We start from the raw sequence: 23,058 nt of genomic DNA, 5'->3' as shown, positions 1-23,058 counted from the left end.
TGTAAGATAAAATGTGTTAAAATTAGTTACCTAAAAACGATAATGAACATTCGGAGTATTTCTAATGTATGAAAAGTAATCTCTTTTTTATAAAAAACGTTGTTTTAAATTGTATATCTAAGCTCACTAGTGTATTAAATATTAAGAAAGTAAGAAATTTTATTATGGATAAATATAATACTCTCCATAAAGAAATCATAGTGCTTCTTGAAAAATCTAAAAACCTGTTAAATACCAACATTGAAATCGGTTTATATCACTTTTATAAAGGTAATATATCAGATGCAAAGTTAAGATTTTGGTTAATTAGCATATTCCATCCCAATTCACCTATAATCTGGTATAATATTGGAAGATGTCATTTTGCAGTAGGAAATACTAGCAAAGCTTATAATTATTTAACAAAAACGCTAAAATTAGATAGTAGTTATGAAGAAGCTTCTTACTACATAAAAAAAATAACAAACACATCAGATATTATAGAATTGCCTGAAAATCTCATAAAGCAATATTTCGATTACACAGGTGAATATTTTGTTGAGCATTGGCTGATTGCCAAACAATACAGAGGGCATGAACTCGTACACATGATAATTACAAAAGTCTTTAACAACTCCACTTCTGAACTAAATATACTTGATCTTGGTTGCGGTACTGGAATATGTGGTCATTTCCTAAAAATAAATAATGTTAGAAGTTGCACAACAGGAGTTGACATCTCAAATAGAATGCTAAATATTGCAAGAGGATGCCTTATAAAAGGTAAACCTGTTTACAATGAGTTAATACATATGGAAATGAAAGAGTTTCTTAAACAGGAGAAGAACCAGCAGTACGATGTAATTATCTTTGCTGAAGTACTACATTATCTATATAATTTTCGAGCAGAGTTGGAATTAGCAAAAGGATTGACAAACAAAAAAGGGGTTATTGTATGTTTGGTAAGAAGAAAAGAAGGTAAAGGTATTGACTTTATAAACAAAGGAGATTATTTTCGTCATTCGGAAGACTACATTCGCCATGTTGCAAAAGAAATAAACATGCAAATAAGTCATCTGAGTTATTGTACAATATATGGCAGTCAGGTTGACGGTATCTTGTTTGCATTACAGCATCCATAAAAAAAATTCAACAACTTAATCTAGGAATCGCTCAAATAAATGCCTATAATATCATAAAAGGAGCCTTATGAATTACATTGCTATTAACTACGCAAAGGATAGTAAATTAACCGATTTTGGAAAAGCAGTTCTATTGGACAGGTATTTAATAGAAAATGAAAGTTATCAAGATCTCTTTATACGCATTGCCAATTACTACTCTGATAATAAAGAGCATGCACAGCGTCTTTATGATTACATGAGCAATTTGTGGTTCATGCCTTCAACGCCAATACTTAGCAATGGTGGTACCAAGAGAGGATTACCTATTTCCTGCTTTCTTAATGAAACTGAAGATAGCTTGCAGGGAATAGTTGATTTATGGAATGAAAATGTTTGGCTCGCTGCACGTGGAGGAGGCATAGGTAGTTATTGGGGAAATCTACGCTCAATTGGTGAAAGTGTCAAAGGTAGCGGTAAAACATCAGGAATTGTGCCATTTATTGTGGTACAAAATGCTCTAACACTTGCAATCAGTCAAGGATCTTTAAGAAGAGGAAGCTCAGCCGTCTATCTTCCTGTATGGCATCCAGAAATAGAAGAGTTTCTAGATTTACGTAAGCCAACTGGTGGTGACCCAAATCGCAAAGCACTAAATATACACCATGCTGTAATAGTGACAGATAAATTTATGCAAGCCATTGAAGGTGACAAAGAATGGGAATTAATCAGTCCTCACAATAAAAAAGTTATCTCAACTGTCAAAGCACGTGATATATGGATCAAAATGTTAACAGCAAGAATTGAGACTGGAGAACCTTACATTATTTTTCTTGATGCAATAAATAACAATAAACCAGAATCTTACAAAAAGCTCAATTTAGACATCAAAATGTCAAACCTATGCAGTGAAATAACTTTAACTACAGGTTACGATCACCTGAACAAGTCACGCACTGCTGTATGTTGTCTATCATCTGTGAATCTTGAATACTACGAAGAATGGAAAGATAATGAACTCTTCACAGAAGATATAATGCGTTTTCTTGATAATGTACTAGAGGACTTCATAAATCAAGCACCAAATGAAATACAGCGAGCAAAATATTCCGCAATAAGAGAGCGTAGTATCGGTCTTGGTGTGATGGGTTTTCATTCATTTTTACAAAGTAAAATGGTTCCTTTTGAATCGGTAATGGCACAACAATGGAATAAAAAAATATTTAAGCATCTACGACAACAAGCAGATATAGTTTCTAAAAAATTAGCAGAAGAAAAAGGGCCATGTCTTGACGCTAAAGAAATCGATTTAATGGAAAGGTTTACACATAAGCTCGCTATCGCTCCAACTGCCTCAATTTCGATTATTGCAGGCAACACTTCCCCTGGAATAGAGCCATATGCAGCAAACGTATTCATACAGAAGACACTAACAGGTTCATTTGTAGTGCGAAATAAATTCTTGCAAAAATTATTAGCAGAAAAGAATCAAGACAACGATAAAATATGGTCCTCAATCTCGACAAATGAGGGTTCTGTTCAGCATTTAGATTTTCTTAGTGAGCATGAAAAACTGACATTTAAAACAGCATACGAACTTGATCAACAATGGATTATAGAACATGCAAGTAATAGAACTCCTTATATTTGTCAATCTCAATCAGTAAATCTGTTCTTATCTGCCAATGTGTATAAACGTTACTTACACAAAATACACATGCTTGCTTGGAAAAAAGGATTAAAAAGCTTATATTACTGCAGATCACAATCAATGCAAAGAGCTGACAAGGTCTCACATGACATATTCAAAAAAAGTGAAATACTGCAACAAAAAACAGATATTAATTATGATGAATGTCTGTCATGCCAATAGACTGTGCATACCTTACTGTCACCAAAATACAACTGTACAAAAGTTATGTTTTCAAGGCAACTCAGTTGTCGTTCAGTATTCTCTTACCCGGCAGGCTTTATTGCATAGGAGAAAAAGATGATTCTGTTATAGAGTAAATATCTATCAAATAAATATAGCTTATGCCACAAAGAATAGACTTCTTGCATAACCTAAGGAAGCAGCTCAAAATTAGGGAGTGTAAAATAAACCATAGGCGTCAAGTTAAGGAAAAGTGGCATAAGAAAGAAGAGAAGCGGTAAAAATTATTTTAGACATTAAACGATAAAATTAGTAATTTATAGACTCTTTAAAAAAAATTATCTTATTTTAGATCAAGATTTCTTAAAAAATAAATATAACAAATAAACCTTAAATGGTTGCTATATTGGGCGTATTCTCTTAACTTGACGCGTGTGGTTTATTTAACACTCCCAATCTAAACGAGACGTCATATCGCAACAATCACTAACGAGTAGCGGCCTCTCGCCATCTATAGTCCCTTCTCCTATCATTCCAAGACTAGTATAACACCTATCGACAGCAGCATTCACAAAATTGTGTTTAGCTACTTACATTGCACCATTTAATTTTCTGTGCTTCCAAAAAACACATTAAGTAAACATTGGTAGCCGAATTAACACTAACTTAAGAACTGAAGAATACAATTATAATATATTGTTAATGTGAGGTTTAAAATGTCACCTAGTGAAACAAATTCTAATTCAAACTTTGTTGAAACTAAGCAAGATGATCTTGATTTGAGTAAAATGATGCAAGATTCATCAAATGCAGAGCTTATTGATAATCCACAAGCTCAACAAAATAAACTTTCTGGATTGTTAAAACGATCAATAAAAGATTTTCCTATGTGGCCTGCAGAAAAGCAGATTCTTGCAGTAAGTGCAGCAGGTGGGTTACTTGCAACAGCACTACCACTTTTGTTAGCTGCTGCACCACTTATTGCAACAGGTGCAATGATTGGTCTTGCTTTATTTTTTTCCGTAAAAGCAGTTCAATACGGATATAAAGGACTCAAATGGTCAGCAGAAAAAACAGTTGAAAGGGCGAAGCATATTGGCGGAAAGATTAAAGATAGTGCTGTGTATGTTAAAGATAAGGTCGGAGAAAGTTATGAAAATTCAGTAGATTCACTGAAGAGAGGTGCTAGCTTCGTAGGTGAAGGAGTAGCAAATAAATTCCATAAAGCAGCTGGTAAGGAAGACTATTTGGATAAAATAAAAAGGTTTACAAAAGAGGAGATCGAAAAGTCTGATAAGATAAGAGATGATCTGAAAGAAATTTTTGCTGATAAAGGAAATAATGCTGGATTAATAAAAGATATACTTTCTGGAATATCATCAAAGATTGATTCAAAAATAAGAGAAAAAACAGAATCAGGGCAGATTGATCAGACTTTTGAAAGGCTGCTAGAGCAAGGAAAATTCATTAATGGTTTAAGTAAAGAAAGTTTGCATAGCTTGTTGACGCAAAGGTCATTACCTAAAGATACTTATCTAATCGATAATATTTTCTCTGAACATCACGATGAAATTATGAAGATTGCTAAAGAGTGTGTAACAGATCATAAAACTTCTAATTCTGTAGGGAATCTTAATAGAATAGCAGGGAAGTATGGTACTAAGAAAGGTTCAATGCAATCTGTTGACAGTTCACTAGAAAACAGCTTATCAGGAAGCAGTTCAATGGATTCTTTAAGCACTGACAGTACTGTTAGCAGCGAAGCAGAATTATTAAATCCTAGTGAGCGTAAGAAAGCAAATGCAACTTCCTCGCCAAGGAATAAACTTCGGTCATGGCTTGGAGGTAAGGCAGCGCCAGGGGAGGCTACTTATATAAGCTATAAAGATTCTCAGTTGGATGAGCAATCTGCAGACATAGGAAATAGCCGTTTTTATGTTGCTCAGGAGAAACCGCCAAGAAGCAATTCAATGGGTTCTATAAGCACTGACAGTACTGTTACAACTTCTAGCTTTACCAGTTACCGTCGTAATTCTGATAGTGGATTCAATTCACCAAGTTCTTCTACTCCACAAAGACACAGTCCTTCTCAAGAAACAAGATTTGGTCTAGGAGTTACGGAAGAGCTCACTGAGAAGTTGGCAAAACGACGTGCGATTGTAGATCAACCAAACGTAGAATCTGTTCAACAAAAAGCTGAGCCTAGTAAAAGATAAACAAAACCGCTTATCATTCTAAAAGGATGTTACTCAATGAGTAACATCCTTTTTCCATTTGATCAAAACGTTCGCTTATTTAATATCAATTTTCTAGCACTGGGCCAATTATGGAGTTTCTTTTGCCCTTTTTCTAGATTATGCAAGAAACTTAAAAAATAAAAGTTTTTATTCAATAATTTGTGTATAAGGGATATCATTTTACTGCTAGTGAAATAAACCAGAATGAAGTCTATTTTATTGACAAGGCCTTTATTAGATTCGTTGAGTACAAGAAGCACGCTAAAAAAATATGGATACAAAGTTTTTATAGAACCAGTATTCACAATAAAGTACTTAAATCCTGACATATCTACGTATGAATTTGACGTTGTGATATCTACAAGTAAAAACAGTGTAAAGGCTTTCAGTCAAATATGCAAAGAGGATAACTTTTCGATTATTACAGTTGGTAATTCAACTATGCAGGCTGCAAAAAATTTGGGATTTTCCGATATAATCTCAGCAGATAGCAACGTTGATGGTCTGATATCATTCATAAAAGCTCATTATTCAAACGCAATAAAGTTCTTGTATATAAGGGGACAAGAAGTATCATGTGACCTAAAAAAGAGATTATCTGAAGAAGATTTTAACGTAAGAGAAGTTGTACTCTATAAAACAATTATTAAAAGGAGTCTAACTAATAGGTGTAAAAATTTACTGTTGGATGGTAAAATTGATAGTGTTGCTTTTTTTTCCTCACAGACAGCAAGGGTGTTTTGTTCATTAGTTCTAAAAAGTGGGCTATCTCATGTGATGAATAATACAGTTGCATATACCATGAGTAAAAACATTGCTGATAGTTTAAAGTTAATCAAATGGAAAAAAATTATAACATCGAGGTTGCCTACTGGGGAGAGTTTAATTGATATAATTAATAAGGATTGTTGATGCTAAAGATTGCAACTTGGAATGTAAACTCCATACGTAAAAGAGTTAACCAACTTTGTAGTTTTATAGTTGATAGTCAGATAGATATAATTTTGCTGCAAGAGATAAAATGTACGGAAGAGCAATTCCCTTATGCGGAGATAGAAAAGTTAGGATATGAATATGCTATCTATGGACAAGTTGCAAGAAATGGCGTTTGTGTTTTATCTAAATATCCGATACTGGAGAAGTTTAAAATTGACATTGTGGAAAGTCATCAAGAAGCACGTTATATAGAGTGCGTGATAAAGTATACCAATAGTAAGATAAGGGTAGGAAGTGTATACGTGCCAAACGGTCAAAGCCCGGACTCTCACGCATTTGAATATAAACTCAAGTTTTTTGATAACCTATATGAAAGGATGAGCACTTTGTTGAAGAATGAAGAGTTAACTATTATAGCTGGCGATTATAATGTTGCACTGGATGAAATTGATGTTTTTGATTCAAATTTATTGAATGGCCAAGTGTGCTTTCATATAAAAGAACGTGAGAAGTTAAGAGCGATCTTGAATCTTGGTTTTAAAGATGCATTTAGAATATCTCACCCAAACTTGCAACAATTCACTTGGTGGCATTATCAAGGTAATTCACTGAGAAATAATCAAGGAATGCGAATAGATCATATGCTGCTATCGCCACAAGCTGCAGATAAATTGGAAACATGCTACATAGACGATAGATTGCGTAAGCTAGAAAATCCATCTGATCATACTCCTGTTGTATGTATTATAAAACAATAGAAGACCGCTTACATATTTGGCAAATCTAGGTCTTATTTGGTTGCTGTCCTGTGCTTTTAGCTGGCTGCTCTAAAGTAAGTTGTTTAAGAGTAGCAGGATTTTCGTTTCCTGGATGGAAGATTTGCTCAGAGGCAGAATGCTGTTTATTCTCTCCGTTTCCCTGGGAAATTTGTTCAGGAATTTCTTTGACTTTGTTTTTTAAAATTTTATTGATACCACCGCTAATTTCATTATCCCATCCTTTTCTTTCCTTTTCATCTCGTGAGTGAGGGTTATACAAAGTACCTTTTTTGTCATTAAAAAAAAGACCTTTTACCGCCTTATATTCAGCAGCAGCAAGACCAAAAACAATAAATCCTATTACTATAACATGAGGGATGGTAAAAAGACCAAGTACTGACACTGGACCGCTTAAGCCGCCTAATAATATTACAGTAGTGAGAGCGATAATAGGAAATAAAGATTTGCGTAAGAACGTTGTTACCATCTCTTCATCACTGAGCGGTGGTTCATCTTTCTCTTTTTTGTCTTTACCTAAGAATGGTATTTTCTCTTTTAGTCCACTCATCAAAGAATCAGAAATATTTTTTGGGTCTATTTTTATTCCAAATGGTAACCCAACAAGTTTTATTAGTGAATCTTTAGCTTCTGTACCACGTATCTCATCTAAACACCCCTCTATTACTCGCTTTATTTCATAATTCTCTAAATTCTCTTTGTTCGCTAATTTTTTCTCTCTAATTTTTTCAAATACGGAAAGTAAAAGCCGACAAAAATTCTCTTCACTGAGTGGTTTTGTCTTTCCTTGGTCTATATAGCTAAATATCTCTTTTCCATAGTCCCATATGAAAGAAAAATTTTTCTTTTCACCTGGTTTCAATTTGTCCGAGTCTTTGTATTTCTTTAACCTACCTAAAAAAGTTTTATAGATTAACTGATGTTCCTCTTTTTCAAAAATCTTCTCATCTTCACTCGTCACCTGAGTAAGTAATTTTGAAGGTTTTGAACTTTTCGCTTGTGGAATTGTCATAACTGATTTATTTACATTAACCCATGCTTTAATTATAGCATATTTTTCGTATTAATTCAAATGATTTACACTCTAAGAACATGTCTTAAAAGGACTCAAGTAGTTAATTTAGCAAGCATGATAGTAATCATATTAAAGAAGATACTACTTTTTGAAGTAAGGGAAGAATGCTCTTGCTCATACGTCTAAAATTCAAGCAAAGGTTCTTTCAACAATCCAACGTTTGAGAATAACATGAAATCCTGTAACATCAGCAGCCTTCTTGGCAATCGTTAATAAACATCCTGTTTTCAATAAACAGTGATTTTGCAATTTGCCTATATATCCCTGATCAGCAAAAAACTTACGTAAATTTGCATTTAGCTTGAACAAAAAGATACTATCACGATCTTGAACGCTTGCACTATGAACATGCCAGCCTTTGCTGGACGCACAAAAATCGAGCATCTTATCAGAAAATTAATTGTCAGGTTGTATTGTAAAGGAAATATTTAGTATTTTATTTTTCTTGACTACATTATAGTATAGAGTGATTATTAGTCACAAAATTAAAATTACGCACTATATTTAAAATTATGGAGGTTTAGTAATGTGGAGTAGAGTGGTTATAATGTGTTGTTTTTGTTTACTGCTTACCGGTGTAAGTTCTTGTCCTAAAAAAGAAGTAAGTGTGGCAAATAAAATGAATGCCGTTATTAAGCAAATAGGTGATAAAAGAGTTTTCTTTGGTTACGATGAATCTAGTATTACTGAAATGAGTGCAGATGCATTGCTTGATGCAATGGAAGTGTTACAAGATAACCCTGATGCGAAGGTTACTTTAACTGGTCATACTGACAATCGTGGTTCTCATGAATATAATCTTGCATTAGGTGCTAGAAGAGCAGATGCAGCTAAAAAGTTTATGGTCAGCTGTGCATCTTATCTAGAAAATAGAATAAAAACTGCTTCTAAAGGTGAAACTGAGCCTTTGGTTGACGTAAAAGATGATTCTAAAAATTCTAAGTACGAAAAAGACCATGCTAAAAACCGTAGAGTAGAATTTTCATTCTCTGGAATAAAAAGATAGTCTCCTTTGAATCCCAGTGTTCAGCACTGGGATGATACAACAGTCAAACTTGTGCTTCTACTGATTGTTAGCTCAATTTGCATTGAAGTGCTGTGCCGGTATAATTTAGAGAGGTCTGAATTGCCTAATCATCAAGAAATATAATGCAATTGGAGTTGTTATTTCAAAGTATAGTTAATAACTTTGCTTTTCATGATAATCAAGTTGCGGTTGCAGTATCAGGTGGTATAGACAGTGTAGTTTTATTGCACTTAACGATTAATTGGGCAAAAAAAAGCAAGCTTTTAGCCCCTATAGCATTAACAGTAAATCATGGGTTACGTTTAGAATCTCAAAAAGAAGCTCATTTTGCTATGAGTTATGCAAAAGAACTCGGAGCAAAGGAGTCGTTTGTATTAAATTGGGAGAAGAAAAATATTAAAGGCAATATTCAGTTGCAGGCACGAAAAGCACGGTATAAGTTATTAATAGAATGGTGTAAAAACAATAATGTTAAATATTTATTTGTTGCTCACCATAAAAATGATCAAGCAGAAACATTTTTGTTGAGATTAGAACGAGGTAGTGGCGTAGATGGATTATCATCAATGGACTACAAATCTTTCTTAAATGGTATTTATGTATTTAGGCCGTTGTTAAATTTCAGTCGTAGTGAAATAGAAAGGTATGCTAAGCTTCACCAGTTAAGATGGACCGAAGATAGAAGCAATTATGACTTAAAATACAAGCGAACTTTATACCGTAACTTGCTTGAAGCAAGTGATAATCAAGATGTTTTAACAGACCGAATATGCCTTGCAGCCCTTCATATGAAAAGAGCTGCAAAAGCGTTGATGCACTACACACGCCTTGCATTTAATGACTGTGTTAATGTGTATGATCTTGGTTACATTGAAATTAAATTAAGTAAACTGTATAAACTACCAGAGGAAATAGCCTTAAGGCTTCTTCTTTACTCTATAATGGCAATTACCAGCAAACACTATAAACCAAGATACAACAGCCTTGTTGCAATATTTAATAAAATATTGCAACAAGATAGTAATGTTAACTGTACACTCTATGGATGCAAAATAAGAAAATATGGAGAAAGCGTCCTGATAATAAGAGAACCATCAAAGATACGGCAAATTACTGTATACTTACCATTAAATGGTCCTATTGAATGGGATAACAGATTTAGCTGCATAGTGCTCGGAAATCGAGAATGTTCAGTTATCATTGCTCCACTAAAAAAAACACAAAGAGTTCCTGAATTTCTGAAGGATTATAACTGCTGCCCTGAAGTTTTTTATTCTTTACCTACGGTACAAAAAAATGGAAAGGTGATTGCTTATCCATGTATAAAACATGATAGCAAGAATATTAGTGATGATGAGATTAAATATTCCATCACTGGTATAATAAAGGAAAATTTGCTAAAATTAATTGATATTTAATTAGGAATTACAATGAGTGGGTCAAGATTTTTCAAATTTGTTTTATTATGTCTAACAATCGCTGCTTTTATTTGTCTTATGTATATTCTTTTTTTTAAAATTAAAGCTGCTGCGGCCACTATATCTTTCACGCCTATCATTATAAAATCTGTTGTAGTAACATGTTCAGTAATATGCACTGCAGTTGTATTATGTTTTGCTATCTATTCTTTGCTAATGAAATTACCTGGAGTAACAAAGGTTGAGCAGGATGAGCAAAAAGTAACGTTTGACGACGTTATAGTATCAGATAAAATGAAAGAAGCACTACGAATGATTTGTAATGATATATCACAGGAAAAGAAAGCTCTATTTGAAAAGGTTGGTTTTAAGCCACCACAAGGCCATCTTTTATATGGCCCACCAGGAAATGGTAAAACACTTATTGCTCGCGCAATTGCGGGTGAAGCTAAGCTTCCATTTTTTCCCATTTCCGGAGCTGACATTGCTGGTCGATTTGCTAATCAAGGTGTACACAATATACAAGAACTTTTTCGAACAGCAAGAAAAAAGGCTCCTTGTGTAATTTTTATAGATGAGATAGATTCTATCGGTTCAGAACGTAGTGACTCCAAGAACGAATCTAATAGAGCTATAAACGAGGACCATAACAAAACTTTAAACCAACTATTGATTGAAATGGATGGTTTTAATTTTAACAAAGGTGTAATAGTAATTGCTGCAACTAACCATCAAGACGTTTTAGATGAAGCACTGCTTAGGCCTGGTCGTTTTTCTAAGCATATCTATATTCCTCTACCAGAATTGGGTTCACGAAAAAAGATATTAGATCTTGACATAAAGAATGTGCCAATTGCATCAGGTCTAACTCTTAAAGAAATTGCAAGAAAAACTGAAGGCTATTCAGGAGCTGAGTTATCTAATTTAGTAAACGAGGCCAAGCATAACGCCGTAAAGCGTACTCAAGAGCAAAAAATAGACGAACCTGTTGTTAGCATGGGTGATTTTACAAAAGCACTTGAAGAGCTTAACAATAAATCCAAAAAGCTCAAGGATAAAAAAGTGAGCAATATAGATGATAATGTAATAAGTGCACTACTGCAAGCTACTGTAGAATGTTACACACGCCAGAGTTTTGCCAGTACAAACACATAATAAGGATGATTATTGCAGTGGAAAACAACTTTTTAAGTTTGTAATTATTACTCTGAAATTTACTACTCTTTGCCAACAGTGCAAAAAGATGGAAAGGTGATTGCTCATCATGATGTAAATTATAACGGAAAAAATACCGATAACAATAAGGTTCAATGCATTATTAATAGCATGATAAAACAAAATTTGATAAACTTTATTGATATCTAGTTAAAGGTAACAATGAAAAAATTTTTAGAAGGTTTATTGATCTGGTTAGTGATTATTGTTCTTATTTCAGTTGCTTACATTCAGTTCAGCGGAAGTATAGGCAAGAGTAAAGCAACCATACCTTTTTCAGAATTTTTAACTAGACTGGAAGATAATGATATAGAAAATGTTACCATAAGAAACCAAAGCATTGAAGGCAAGTTTAGAGATGGGTCAGCCTTTAACTCAAGTGGTGTTATATATAGCGACTTAATAAAAAGTTTGCATGATAAAAAAGTGAAGTTCTCCTTTTCAATTGGAGATTCTGCAATAGGTATAATTGGTGGACTACTAATTCAATGGATTCCGACGCTTATCTTTTTCGGTTTATTACTTTTCCTTTTTAAACAAACGCAAGCAGGAGGCAATAGAACTATAAGCTTTGGCAAATCAAAAGCTAGGCTTATGACTAGTGGAAAAAAAGTGACATTTGATGATGTTGCCGGAATTGATGAAGCAAAAGAAGAGTTAGTTGAGATCGTTGATTTTCTTAAACAAAGGCAAAAATTTCAAATATTGGGCGGAAAGATACCAAAAGGATGTCTTTTAATTGGTTCCCCTGGAACCGGTAAAACCCTACTTGCTCGTGCAATTGCAGGTGAAGCTAATGTACCATTTTTTAGTATTTCCGGGTCTGATTTTGTTGAAATGTTTGTCGGTGTTGGTGCAAGCCGTGTACGTGATATGTTTGATCAAGGCAAGAAAAATGCTCCTTGCATAATTTTCATAGACGAAATAGATGCAGTGGGTAGGCATCGCGGCATTGGTCTTGGTGGCGGTAACGACGAAAGGGAACAAACATTAAATCAGTTACTAGTTGAAATGGATGGCTTCGAGTCTAATGAAGGTGTGATAATAGTTGCTGCAACTAACCGTCCAGATGTGCTAGATCCAGCACTACTTAGACCTGGTCGTTTTGACCGACAGATTACTATTTCTTTACCTGATATCAATGGGCGTGAAAGAATATTAAATACGCATATAAAGAAAATATCGATAGCGCCAGATGTGAATGTAAAAACAGTTGCAAGAGGAACACCAGGTTTTTCAGGTGCTGATCTAGCAAATTTAGTAAATGAATCTGCACTTATTGCTGCGAGGAGAAACAAGAAAATTGTTACCATGGATGATTTTGAATATGCGCGTGACAAAGTGATGATGGGCATGGAAAGACGGTCCTTAGTTATTACGGAAGAAGAAAAAAGCTTACTGCTTACCATGAAGCTGGTCATGCAGTAGTCGCAGTTAATATGCCTGCCTCTGATCCAATACACAAAGCAACTATTATTCCAAGAGGTAGAGCTTTAGGCTTAGTTATGAGACTACCGGAAACAGATAGAGTGTCTCACACAAGAGAAAAGATGATAGCAGATATAACTGTTGCTATGGGTGGAAGAGTGGCAGAAGAACTAATTTTTGGTTATGATAAAATTACAAGCGGTGCATCTTCGGATATAAAGCAAGCATCTGATTTATCACGTGCTATGGTGACGAAATGGGGAATGAGTGACAAAATAGGGCCAATATATCACAATCGTGAACAAATCATGCATGATTCTGAGACAATTTCTGAAGATACATTAAAACTTATAGATGAAGAAGTAAAGAAAATTGTATTTTCTTGCCATGAAAAAGCAAAAGAAATTTTGACCAAGCGTAGGAAAGACTTGAAGCTCATTGCTAAAAATCTACTGGAGTTTGAAACTTTAACAGGCGATGAAATAAGTGACATATTAAGTGGGAAAAAAATTGTTAGAAATGAAAACGAAGGCAAGGAAAAGGTAAGAAGATCATCTCTCTAATTAGATCTGACTTTATTTAACACTCCCTTCTGGTAAGTATTGCTACGGTAAGACCTTTTTTGACAGTATGCATATTACTTACCAAAAGAATATTGATAACATTAAAACAGATTCTGATATCAGTTTTGACTTCGTCGATTCTTCTGTCAGTTAATTCACGCCTGTCAGGTTAAGTCTAAACTATTACATTTAACTATGTCTCAACTTGATATCTTTTTTCCTAGTAGATTGAAAATTGAGTTGAATTAAAAATTCGGTTTGACACACTTCTTTGAACCATACACGTCAAGTTAAGAGAATACGCCCAATATAGCAACCATTTAAGGTTTATTTGTTATATTTATTTTTTAAGAAATCTTGATCTAAAATAAGATAATTTTTTTTAAAGAGTCTATAAATTACTAATTTTATCGTTTAATGTCTAAAATAATTTTTACCGCTTCTCTTCTTTCTTATGCTACTTTTCCTTAACTTGACGCGTATGCTTCTTTGAACGTTCCCTGCAACATTGTTGGCGGGGTAGCTATTCCACCTTGCGGTGTGCCTTGTTCGGTTGCTTTATATTGCCCACCTTCGACTATTCCTCCTAAGAAACTCCTTGTACTAACTCATCTTTTTTTACCAGGATATAGCCAAATTCAGAAGCTTTTTTACTCAGATTTTTCATAACTCTGTCTTGATAAAGTTTTTCATAATAATCAATTCCTTTTTCGACGTACTCTTGCCCATACTTTAGCATACTGTAAAAGATACATGCTAATTTCCTTGCCATAGCAGTAATTGCCTTTGGTGCTCCTAGTCGTTTTTTCCATCTCCTGCACTGTGCACCCAGAGTGGTATTACTTTTTGATACACAATGCGCAGCGAGTCGTAAGGCATTTGCAGCACGATTTGTGACTTTGCAAGTTTTCGTACTAAACACTTTTTCTCCAGTAATTTTATTACCTGGACTTAGCCCTAACCAAGACGAAAAATGCTTTTCTGTTGGCCATTTGTTATGGTTTATACCAGTCTCTGAGATTATGGTCTGTATGCTTAGTACATTGAATCCTGGAACTTTAGTAAAATCTATCCCTATAACCCGGTATAATTCTTCATGCAAATTAAAATTTGGATCTATTTTTTTTCTTGCATTTTGCTTTACTCACTGGTTTGCTTTCATCAGATTGTGTTTCAAATGCTTTATAATAGCTTTCAATGCTTCTATCGCATTCCTTTATTTGCTCTTGGAAAAAGGTATATGCTTCATATTCTTGCCTAAGTGTAAACAAGTGTTCTTCTCTGTAGTCACCTGTTAATGCCTTTACAATAGTAGATTTATCATTTTTTATTCGACCATCCCTTAATTCAGCTAATTTTTCAGGATCTCTTTCACCTTCAATTATCGCTTCAATAATCCTAATACCTGTTATACCGTTAATATCACTAATTGCCTTATGTAACTGAATGTTCATCTGAATTAATGCCTTGCATGCGTTGAGTATTGCGCTTCTGATTAGATTATTACGTTGTCTGACGTAGCCACGCAGTACGCAAATTTGATCATCTGGTCTAAATGATCCTTGGAGCAGTCCATAGCTATGTAACTGTTGCAACCACTGGCAATCTTGAACGCCAGATTTTCTACCAGGTACGTTTTTAACATGCCGTGCGTTTACTAATTTTACTTCAAATCCATATGATTCAAGTATCTGAAACAAAGGAATCCACTGTTGATTCCATAGCTACCGTTTTAATTTCACACTTCTTCAACCATTTTGTTAAGTTATGCAGATCCATTGTAAAGCATCCAAATTTTTGGATATGTTGTTCATCTCTTCCTTCTGGAACACATACATAATGCACAGCTGAGCCAATATCTATTCCTGCCGCATTAGGGTTCATTACTTCCAACTTATTTTTTACTTTTGCCATTTTATACCTCTAGTATATAATTTATCATTGAAGAAGCGCTTCAGCTTGAGACGGTAAAATAAGGCACTCTCCTAAACGAGGTAGTCTGAATAGACTCCATCAATGGTTATAACCGTCACCTTCAAAACCATGCTGCTTTACGGGCACTTACGGCACCACTGAATCAGTCGGCTATAACTGCAGAAGTAGCTTCTTCATAACAATTATACTAAGATAGTATAAAAATGAAATTTAAGGAGAGAGGGGTTTCTTTCTGGTATAACCAACAGTTTGTTGGTTCGTTGCTGCTTTTAGAAAACGTTTTACTAACCATAATAAATTAGAATCAGCAATTCGTTCTTTTAGACATCTCATTAGCCATTTGTGCTGGACATTATCAAAGAATTTCTTGATATCAACTTCTACTACATAGTTAGTTGGTCTGTACATAACTGCTTTATTTAGTGCATTTACCGCTTGATGACAGCTTCTACCAGGACGAAAACCATATGAGTTATCCAGAAAGTTAGCTTCATAAATATTTTCTAATATCTTCTTCAGCATTATCTGGACTAACTTATCTTCTGTTGATGGTACCCCGAGTCCGCGTTTCTCTTTGCTTCCAGCTTTTGGTATATATACTCTTTTCACTGGTTGCGGTTGATATTGCTTTCTCTTCATACTATCCACCAGAGTTCTAAGCTTCTCTTCGAGATTTTCTCCATAAGCTTCTACTGTCACCTGGTCTATACCACATGCCTTGTTATGCTTTAGCTCTTTATAGCATTCAGCAAGATTCTCTGCGTTTATCAGATGAACTAACGATGTAAATTTCAATCGTTTATCTTGCCTGGCTCTTACTGCTATCTGATTTAGTCTTCCTTGCACGTTATTCCAACCTCCGTTGTATTGGCATAGCAATCCCTAAACCAGTCACTATATTGCTCCCTTGTATGTGGCTTTCCCACACTCTGAGTACTATCAGTCAGTCCGACTTCCTTTGCATCTTCCGTCAGTCCTCGCCTTTGTTGACTTGTTCCAGCGTACCTTAATAGGAATGCAAAGGATCTCCCAAGTTTACGTAAACTCCATCTCAACACATGGTACGGCCTCAGATCCCGATAGAGTGAGTGATAACTTGCCTTATTGTTACCCTTCTTGCTGTCTTCCACTATATGAAAAGTGTCGACCTCTATGACATCGAGAATTTCGGGACTCAATACCTTCACTTTCGTTGTACCCTGTGTTGTCCGTTCCACTAGCTTTACTACGCTCGTTACCTTACGCAGCATAGTGGTTTGTTCCAAGCTGCTGGCTAGGCTTTGCCTGGATTGACCAACTGGACTTTACGCGCTTTGCTTGGCGCACTCATGATAACTCCTATATATTTATAATAGGGAAGCGCTATGGCTTCATCAATGGTTCGATCGTTCCTTCCAAAATCATGCTACAAAACGGGCACTTATGGCACCAGTGAAGAATTCGGTTATAACTGCAAAAGTGCTTCCTGTATTATTATATTTAAAAGCTACTAAAAACTAAACCTGGAGAGTTTCTTCATGTGGTTTGACAGATTTTTTCTGTTCGGTGCTTCAAACTCTGTTGGAAATTCTTATACATATTAAAAACATCTTGATAATTGAGGTGAGTGTAAACTTGAGTGGTCTCAAGACTCGAATGACCAAGCAGTTGTTGTATTGATCTTATATCAATATCTTCCTGAAGCAAATGAGTAGCAAAACTATGACGAAATGCATGTGGAGATAAAATTTCTGGCAGATTTAATATTCTCCTTATTTTCTGCAAACGATTAGCCACATAAGTTCTTCCCAATTTTTTTCCTCTTACTCCCAAAAAAAGATATTGTGCTTCATCGTCAATGCCAAGGTAAGGACAAGCTTTTATATATTCTTGTATGCACTTTTTTACTACCGGAAGAATAAATACCTGCCTTTGTTTATCTCCCTTACCTGTTACTATTAAACTTTCATTGTTAATATCACTAACCCCAAGGTTCAACGCTTCACTGATTCTTAAGCCTGTACCATATAGCAGGACAATAATTGCAATTTCTCTTTTTACCACCCAAGGTTCGCTCAAGTCAGATAATTTCATTTCTTTCACCAAAGTTTTTATATCAGGTATTGATAATGCTTTGGGCAGAGTTCTTCTCTGAATTGGCCTTGATAAGGAAAATACAGCTTCATTGTCTATATTGTAGTTGTTTTTTATGTACTTGAAAAAATTTCTGATTACTGACAATGCACGAGCGTTAGATCTTGCATTCACACCTCTTGCGTAACGAGAGGTAAGCCAACTTCTTAACTCAGGTACGCTCAATTTTTCCAAAGTGCCGACATTTACTTCTCCACCAATGTGAGTATTTAGGAAACTTATAAGATCCTTCAAGTCCCTCATGTATGACTCTAAAGTGTTTGGTGAATAAGATCTGTTGCACCTCAGCCACTCATACCATTTTTCAATGATTGAACCGAGGTCCACAATTATTTTTTAAAGAAAGCATCGATGCACGCATCTCGAAAGGCTTCATTTATATCAGGATGAGAGTGACAAATTCTGTATATATCCTCTGCTGCTGCGCCATATGCCATTGCAACCGCTGCTTCGTTGATTAGCGTATCAGCGTATGCTCCTATGATATGCACACCTAGTATTGTATCTGCTCTGCTACAAGTCAGCACTTTCACGAATCCTTCAGCATCATCAGTGATTTTTGCTCTGCCGTTTGCAACAAATTGACATTTACCAACTTTGTACTTATAGCCAGCATTTTTGAGTTCCTCTTCGGCTTTACCGATCGAAGAAACCGCAGGGTGAGTGTAAATGACAGATGGTATAATTTCATAATCAACGTGAGGTGACTGTCCTGCTATTATCTCTGCAACTGCCACTCCTTCTTCCTCTGCTTTATGAGCAAGCATTGCTCCACCAATCACATCACCAATAGCAAATATTCCTTTCACATTAGTTTCATATCTGTTGTTAACTTGAACGAAACCGCGATTATCTTTTTCTATTTTTTCATCAATACCAAGACCATCAGTACATGGTTTGCGTCCTGCTGCCACCAATACCTTATCCGCCTCTATAGCGTTTGTTTGATTATCTTTTACAGAGCAAACTTTCACACTCAAAGAGTTACTACTTTGTTTTATTCCCTCAACTTTAGTGCTAAGTAAAAATTTTATTCCTTGTTTTTGTAGACTAGAAAGTAGAGACTTACTTAATTCTCCATCCATTGCTGCAGCGATTCTGTCAAAAAATTCTACTACAGTGACTTCAGACCCTAGCCTCCTCCATACAGAAGACATTTCAAGCCCTATTGCCCCGGCTCCGATTACGACAAGTTTTTTTGGTACTTCAGTTAAAGACAATGCACCAGTTGATGAAATAATACTTTTCTCATCGATATTAATTCCTGGCAAAGAAATAACGTCAGAACCGGTTGCAATTACTATATTTTTTGTCTTCAGCACCTTATCTTCAACTGAAACTTCAAGATTACCTTGGTCAAAAGAAGTAATTTTCCCAAGTCCATTGATTTTAGTGATTTTGTGAAGGTTAAACAGATACTCTATACCTTTTCCAAGCTCCTGAACTCTGGCGTCCTTATAGCCTAGCATTTCTTTTAAATCGAAACTTGCATCCTTAATTTTTATGCCAAACTTCGACAGATCATTTTTCGTGTGAGCATACTGATAGGAAGAATGAAGTAGTGCTTTGGAAGGTATGCACCCAACCCGCAAGCATGTACCACCAAAAATGCTATTTTTATCTATACAGGCAACTTTCAATCCAAGTTTTGCAGCAGCGATAGCACACTTATAACCGCCTGGACCACCACCTATAACAATCAGGTCATAATCAATCATAAAGAACAAACCTATTTTCTAAAGAATAAACACCTTTTCCCTCAGTTGTTACATATATTTTATCGTGAGTAAACACTGGAGTGTGAAACACATTACCAGGTACTTTGACTACCTTTCCTGCACTTTCAGATCCAGGGAAAGCAAACATTGAACCTTTATTGCTTGTCACCCACAGTGTATGGGCATGCATAATTGGAGCAAACAATTGCGTATTTTCTATTAAATCAGATGCCCAGACTGTTTCTCCATTTTTTATATCCAGGCCAATTATTTTATCGTCTTTAGTAACTATAAAAATTCTTCCGCCTTCTTTTTGCTCCTTTGGAGGAATAAGAGGACTGTAATATGATTCAATGTCTGATACACTTTTTACTTGCAGTGACTTTAACCATAAAATATTCCCTGATTTCACGTCAATACCATAAATATAAGAATTGTTTGTAGCTATTAAAGTATCACCAAGCACTCTCGGTGTAGTAGTTACATCTGTGAGCTGTGTCAAAAGGTTTGTAGCCAATTTTTGGCTCCACAATTTTTTACCGTCTTCATTAAAAGCTATTAACTCACCATTTGAAAATGGTGCTATTATTTTATCGTTAGAAATTGTTGGCGATATGGAATACAAACCTCGAACCTCATTGATACCGTTTTGATAAGCCCAAACGGAGCTGCCATCTTTTATATCAAACACGTACAGATAATTATCAATAGTCAATACTACCAATTTATTATTTATTACTGCTGCTTTCCCTCTTACTGGAGCTCTCAATTCTTTTTCCCACTCAATCTTGCCAGTTTTTGCGTCTATTGCGTGTAAAGTGTTATCCACTATAAAGAAAACATTTTTTTCATAATGCGATAGGCTCATGTTACCAATTTTTTTCCTATGTGAGAGGTGTAATTTCCAATTCATAGCCTTTGAGTTATCAATATCAAAGGAATATAAAGCGCCGTGCTTGTCTGATAAAATAACGCTATCTTCTGTAAGCACTGGAGCTACATATCCTTGAGATAGTTTTTTATCCACTAGACTTATTCGTTCGTTTGCCATTGTATAGTTACTATACAATAACATTATCATGACAATTATTATTTTCATTATTTAGTGAAAACAAGATTCATTAATATACATACTAGAAACCTGAATCACAACGAAAATGTTCTTATTGTATATTAAAAGCATTGATTCATAAATAGAATGTCATACCATTATGTGAAAGGGACTCTAAGAACCTATTTAAAATCTTTTCAGGAGTAGAGCAGTGAAAGCAAATTTGTAAGCTGGTGTTGAGTTTCTGCTCGCCACAATCGCCTACATTTTTCTAACCAAGCAAAAAACAACCCATCTTTTCTACAATACAGCAAAGGTATGCAATTCCTTACTCTTTATCACTTCAACAGTTGCACCAATAATATCTTTTATTTGAGTTGCAAATTTTTCTCCCGTATAACCCGCAAGGCTTTGTTGAATAGCTAGTGTTATATTGTAAGGAGAAAAGCTTTTCAATATATGGTTAGTAACGCATTTTGTTGTAAAATAAGCATTTTTCAAACAAGTATAACTTATGCCGCAAAAAATGAGAGTAAGTAACCAAAGAGAATATAACGAGTTTCTCAAAAAAAGAGGAAATGTTTTTCATTTTGTTAATAGAAAATTGGTATGAAAATAGTCCAAAAGTTGCAGGTACACTTATAGTGATAAAGTTAATACACATATCTTTTTAGAATTGGCTTGAGACAAGCTGTAGGTTTTGTAAAAGGTTATATGGTACAAATAGGCAAAAAACTTAAGGTTATCACTATACACAAGCTTCCAGAAGATTTAAAAAGCTTAATTTGAAGATTGATGACCATAGAACCAATAAAGATGATTTGGAAAATATTGAAATTGCTATAGATAGCACGAGAGTTAGTATCTACAATAACAATGGTGGCCATAGTAAACTTAATATTCGAGAAAGAAAATACAATCGTTATGATCAAGTAAGAAAACTACACGTTGTTTTAAACATAAACGATAAGAAAGCAATAAGCATACTAATTTCCGGACTATTTATCGGTCTGTGATGTGTTAAGTGATAAGTATATTCTATTCGAGCAGATGCAGCTTATGATATAAGAAGTGTGTATAAAGAATGCAGGAAATACAACATTATACCTGTTATTCGGCCTAGGAAGGATACTAGAGCTGACTACTTATCAGAAAGAAACAAGTAGAATATTGTAAGTTAAAAATATGATATAAAGGAGATAAGAGGGAAGATAACTCCACTCACTATAGGAATGGAGTTATCACGGGCGTGTGCGACCGCTAGAATAATGGCTATACAACCGTGCTCATCAAGGTACACTAGCCCTATCTCTCGATACGTTTGAATAGTTGTGTGGGACATACATATGCACCCGTTTACAATCTTAAATTAACTAAAACTAATCGAGGTTATTATGATTACATCTTATCAAAATTTTATTGGCATTGATATCGGAAAATTTAAAAATGTTGCTGCAGTTCACAACCAAAAGAACACTATCAAGTTTGATAATAATGCTGCTGGTTGGCAACAATTGTTTCAAAATTTTTCAAATATTCTACCTAATTCTTTTGTAACTTTGGAAAATACAGGAAAATATGAGCTTGGCTTAGCACACTTTCTGGTTGATAAGAATGTTGCTGTACATCGAGCTAATACTCGCAAAGTAAAAAGCTTTACCTTATCTCATGGAATTTTAGCAAAGTCTGATCAATCAGATGCAAGAGCCCTTGCTCAATATGGATTTGAGCGTTATAGTACTCTATCTCTATTTGTGCCTATGTCAAAAGAACAAACAGCCTTAGCTGCACTTTGTCAACGTCGTGATGACCTTACACAAATAAGAGCTCAAGAGAAATGTAGACTGAAAGCACCTGAAAACGACTATATAAAAGAAAGTTGCCAAAAAACTATTGACTTTTTTAACAGTCAAATAGATGAGCTCAATGATGCCATACAAAAAATTATCGATGAGAATCCAGAGTTAAAAAAGCGCCAAAAAATCATAAGAACAGTACCAGGAATAGGTAAAAAGTTATCACAAGATTTTGTATGCTTGATGCCAGAACTTGGCTACTTAAGCAGGCAAGAAGTTGCTAGTCTTGCTGGAGTTGCCCCGCATCCAAAAGAAAGTGGTAAAGCTATTGGTTATCGCAGAATAAGTGGTGGCAGAAGGAACGTTCGTGAAAAGCTTTTTACATCTGCGATGGCTGCTTCAAGGACTAAATCTGCACTTGGTGCTTTTTATTCTGCTCTCATTGGTAGAGGTAAAAAGAAGATGGTAGTCATAACAGCTCTAATGCGCAAAATTATAGTGATTGCTAATGCAAGGCTTAAAGAAGCAATTAACGCAAATTTTTAAAATCTGCATAAGAAAATAGGTTAATGAATATGCGCGCCACACAAATTTAAAGCACATATTCATTAATCATAAGATCTAAGCAGTGGTAGTTGTTTGATATAAATTTCTTTCTGTAATGAACTAGGGTTTTTATTGCCAAAAATACGTTTTTCAATTGAATAAGAATACAAAACTATAAATAAGAGTTGTAATAAGACTAAATTCAAAAAATTTTAAAAAACATAGTTGATG

General features: G+C 34.8%; 16 protein-coding genes and 5 pseudogenes. 13 read left to right on the top strand and 8 right to left on the bottom strand.

Annotation, left to right across the window (positions count from 1 at the left end):
• Nucleotides 1-68: 68 nt before the first annotated feature.
• The 5 genes from Wcon_RS02440 (at nt 69) to Wcon_RS02420 (ending at nt 6,904) form a co-directional block, all read left to right on the top strand.
• Nucleotides 69-1,121: a methyltransferase domain-containing protein gene (locus tag Wcon_RS02440; RefSeq protein WP_114517094.1), complete on the top strand. Its 1,053-nt coding sequence runs from the start codon at nt 69-71 to the stop codon at nt 1,119-1,121.
• 67 nt (nt 1,122-1,188) lie between these two features.
• Complete coding sequence (locus Wcon_RS02435; RefSeq protein ID WP_114517093.1) at nt 1,189-2,973, top strand: ribonucleoside-diphosphate reductase subunit alpha; 1,785 nt, start codon at nt 1,189-1,191, stop codon at nt 2,971-2,973.
• 716 nt (nt 2,974-3,689) lie between these two features.
• On the top strand, nt 3,690-5,189 hold the full coding sequence (locus tag Wcon_RS02430; protein WP_237349992.1) for an actin-bundling T4SS effector WalE1 family protein: 1,500 nt from the start codon (nt 3,690-3,692) through the stop codon (nt 5,187-5,189).
• Between the two features lie 225 nt (nt 5,190-5,414).
• On the top strand, nt 5,415-6,122 hold the full coding sequence (locus Wcon_RS02425) for a uroporphyrinogen-III synthase (RefSeq protein ID WP_114517092.1): 708 nt from the start codon (nt 5,415-5,417) through the stop codon (nt 6,120-6,122).
• Nucleotides 6,122-6,904, top strand: a complete 783-nt coding sequence (locus Wcon_RS02420; protein WP_114517091.1) for an exodeoxyribonuclease III — start codon at nt 6,122-6,124, stop codon at nt 6,902-6,904. The genes Wcon_RS02425 and Wcon_RS02420 overlap by 1 nt, the downstream gene beginning before the upstream one ends.
• 25 nt (nt 6,905-6,929) lie before the next feature.
• On the opposite strand, the gene Wcon_RS02415 is transcribed toward Wcon_RS02420, so the two are convergent.
• A complete protein-coding gene (locus Wcon_RS02415; protein ID WP_114517090.1) occupies nt 6,930-7,934 on the bottom strand; it encodes a hypothetical protein in 1,005 nt (334 codons plus the stop codon).
• A gap of 192 nt (nt 7,935-8,126) precedes the next feature.
• A complete protein-coding gene (locus tag Wcon_RS02410) occupies nt 8,127-8,306 on the bottom strand; it encodes a hypothetical protein (RefSeq protein WP_147269134.1) in 180 nt (59 codons plus the stop codon).
• 217 nt (nt 8,307-8,523) lie between these two features.
• Between Wcon_RS02410 and Wcon_RS02405 the strand changes: the two genes are divergently transcribed.
• From Wcon_RS02405 to Wcon_RS11800, 6 genes and pseudogenes are all read left to right on the top strand, one after another.
• On the top strand, nt 8,524-9,003 hold the full coding sequence (locus Wcon_RS02405; RefSeq protein ID WP_114517088.1) for an OmpA family protein: 480 nt from the start codon (nt 8,524-8,526) through the stop codon (nt 9,001-9,003).
• A 143-nt stretch (nt 9,004-9,146) separates the two neighbouring features.
• Complete coding sequence (tilS, locus tag Wcon_RS02400) at nt 9,147-10,442, top strand: tRNA lysidine(34) synthetase TilS (RefSeq protein WP_114517087.1); 1,296 nt, start codon at nt 9,147-9,149, stop codon at nt 10,440-10,442.
• A 78-nt stretch (nt 10,443-10,520) separates the two neighbouring features.
• The gene (locus Wcon_RS02395; RefSeq protein ID WP_179947462.1) at nt 10,521-11,597 is read left to right on the top strand and encodes an ATP-binding protein; all 1,077 of its coding nucleotides are present in this window, start codon (nt 10,521-10,523) and stop codon (nt 11,595-11,597) included.
• A 54-nt stretch (nt 11,598-11,651) separates the two neighbouring features.
• A pseudogene (locus Wcon_RS02390) lies at nt 11,652-11,807 on the top strand (tRNA lysidine(34) synthetase TilS); the annotation flags it as partial.
• A 12-nt stretch (nt 11,808-11,819) separates the two neighbouring features.
• A pseudogene (ftsH, locus tag Wcon_RS02385) lies at nt 11,820-13,648 on the top strand (ATP-dependent zinc metalloprotease FtsH).
• A gap of 28 nt (nt 13,649-13,676) precedes the next feature.
• Nucleotides 13,677-13,802, top strand: a pseudogene (locus Wcon_RS11800) (IS481 family transposase); the annotation flags it as partial.
• 432 nt (nt 13,803-14,234) lie between these two features.
• On the opposite strand, the pseudogene Wcon_RS02380 reads toward Wcon_RS11800, so the two are convergent.
• The 6 genes and pseudogenes from Wcon_RS02380 to Wcon_RS11795 all read right to left on the bottom strand — a co-directional run.
• Nucleotides 14,235-15,562: pseudogene (locus Wcon_RS02380) on the bottom strand (IS110 family RNA-guided transposase).
• Between the two features lie 231 nt (nt 15,563-15,793).
• Nucleotides 15,794-16,462 carry a reverse transcriptase domain-containing protein gene (locus Wcon_RS02375; protein WP_237349990.1) on the bottom strand — a complete coding sequence of 223 codons (669 nt, stop codon included), beginning with the start codon at nt 16,460-16,462 and terminating at the stop codon, nt 15,794-15,796.
• A 636-nt stretch (nt 16,463-17,098) separates the two neighbouring features.
• The gene (locus Wcon_RS02365; RefSeq protein ID WP_114517085.1) at nt 17,099-18,043 is read right to left on the bottom strand and encodes a tyrosine recombinase XerC; all 945 of its coding nucleotides are present in this window, start codon (nt 18,041-18,043) and stop codon (nt 17,099-17,101) included.
• Between the two features lie 2 nt (nt 18,044-18,045).
• Nucleotides 18,046-19,434 carry a dihydrolipoyl dehydrogenase gene (lpdA, locus tag Wcon_RS02360; protein WP_114517084.1) on the bottom strand — a complete coding sequence of 463 codons (1,389 nt, stop codon included), beginning with the start codon at nt 19,432-19,434 and terminating at the stop codon, nt 18,046-18,048.
• Complete coding sequence (locus Wcon_RS02355) at nt 19,427-20,533, bottom strand: outer membrane protein assembly factor BamB family protein (protein ID WP_114517083.1); 1,107 nt, start codon at nt 20,531-20,533, stop codon at nt 19,427-19,429. Before Wcon_RS02355 ends, lpdA begins: the two co-directional genes overlap by 8 nt.
• Before the next feature lie 88 nt (nt 20,534-20,621).
• Nucleotides 20,622-20,887: pseudogene (locus Wcon_RS11795) on the bottom strand (hypothetical protein); the annotation flags it as partial.
• A gap of 383 nt (nt 20,888-21,270) precedes the next feature.
• Between Wcon_RS11795 and Wcon_RS11790 the strand changes: the two are divergent.
• Complete coding sequence (locus tag Wcon_RS11790; protein ID WP_237349989.1) at nt 21,271-21,501, top strand: hypothetical protein; 231 nt, start codon at nt 21,271-21,273, stop codon at nt 21,499-21,501.
• Between the two features lie 378 nt (nt 21,502-21,879).
• Complete coding sequence (locus Wcon_RS02340) at nt 21,880-22,827, top strand: IS110 family RNA-guided transposase (protein WP_063630491.1); 948 nt, start codon at nt 21,880-21,882, stop codon at nt 22,825-22,827.
• Nucleotides 22,828-23,058: the final 231 nt, after the last annotated feature.

The organism is Wolbachia endosymbiont of Cylisticus convexus, from assembly GCF_003344345.1.
The sequence above is the reverse complement of the archived record's forward strand: the minus strand, read 5'-3'. Positions and strand labels throughout refer to the sequence as shown.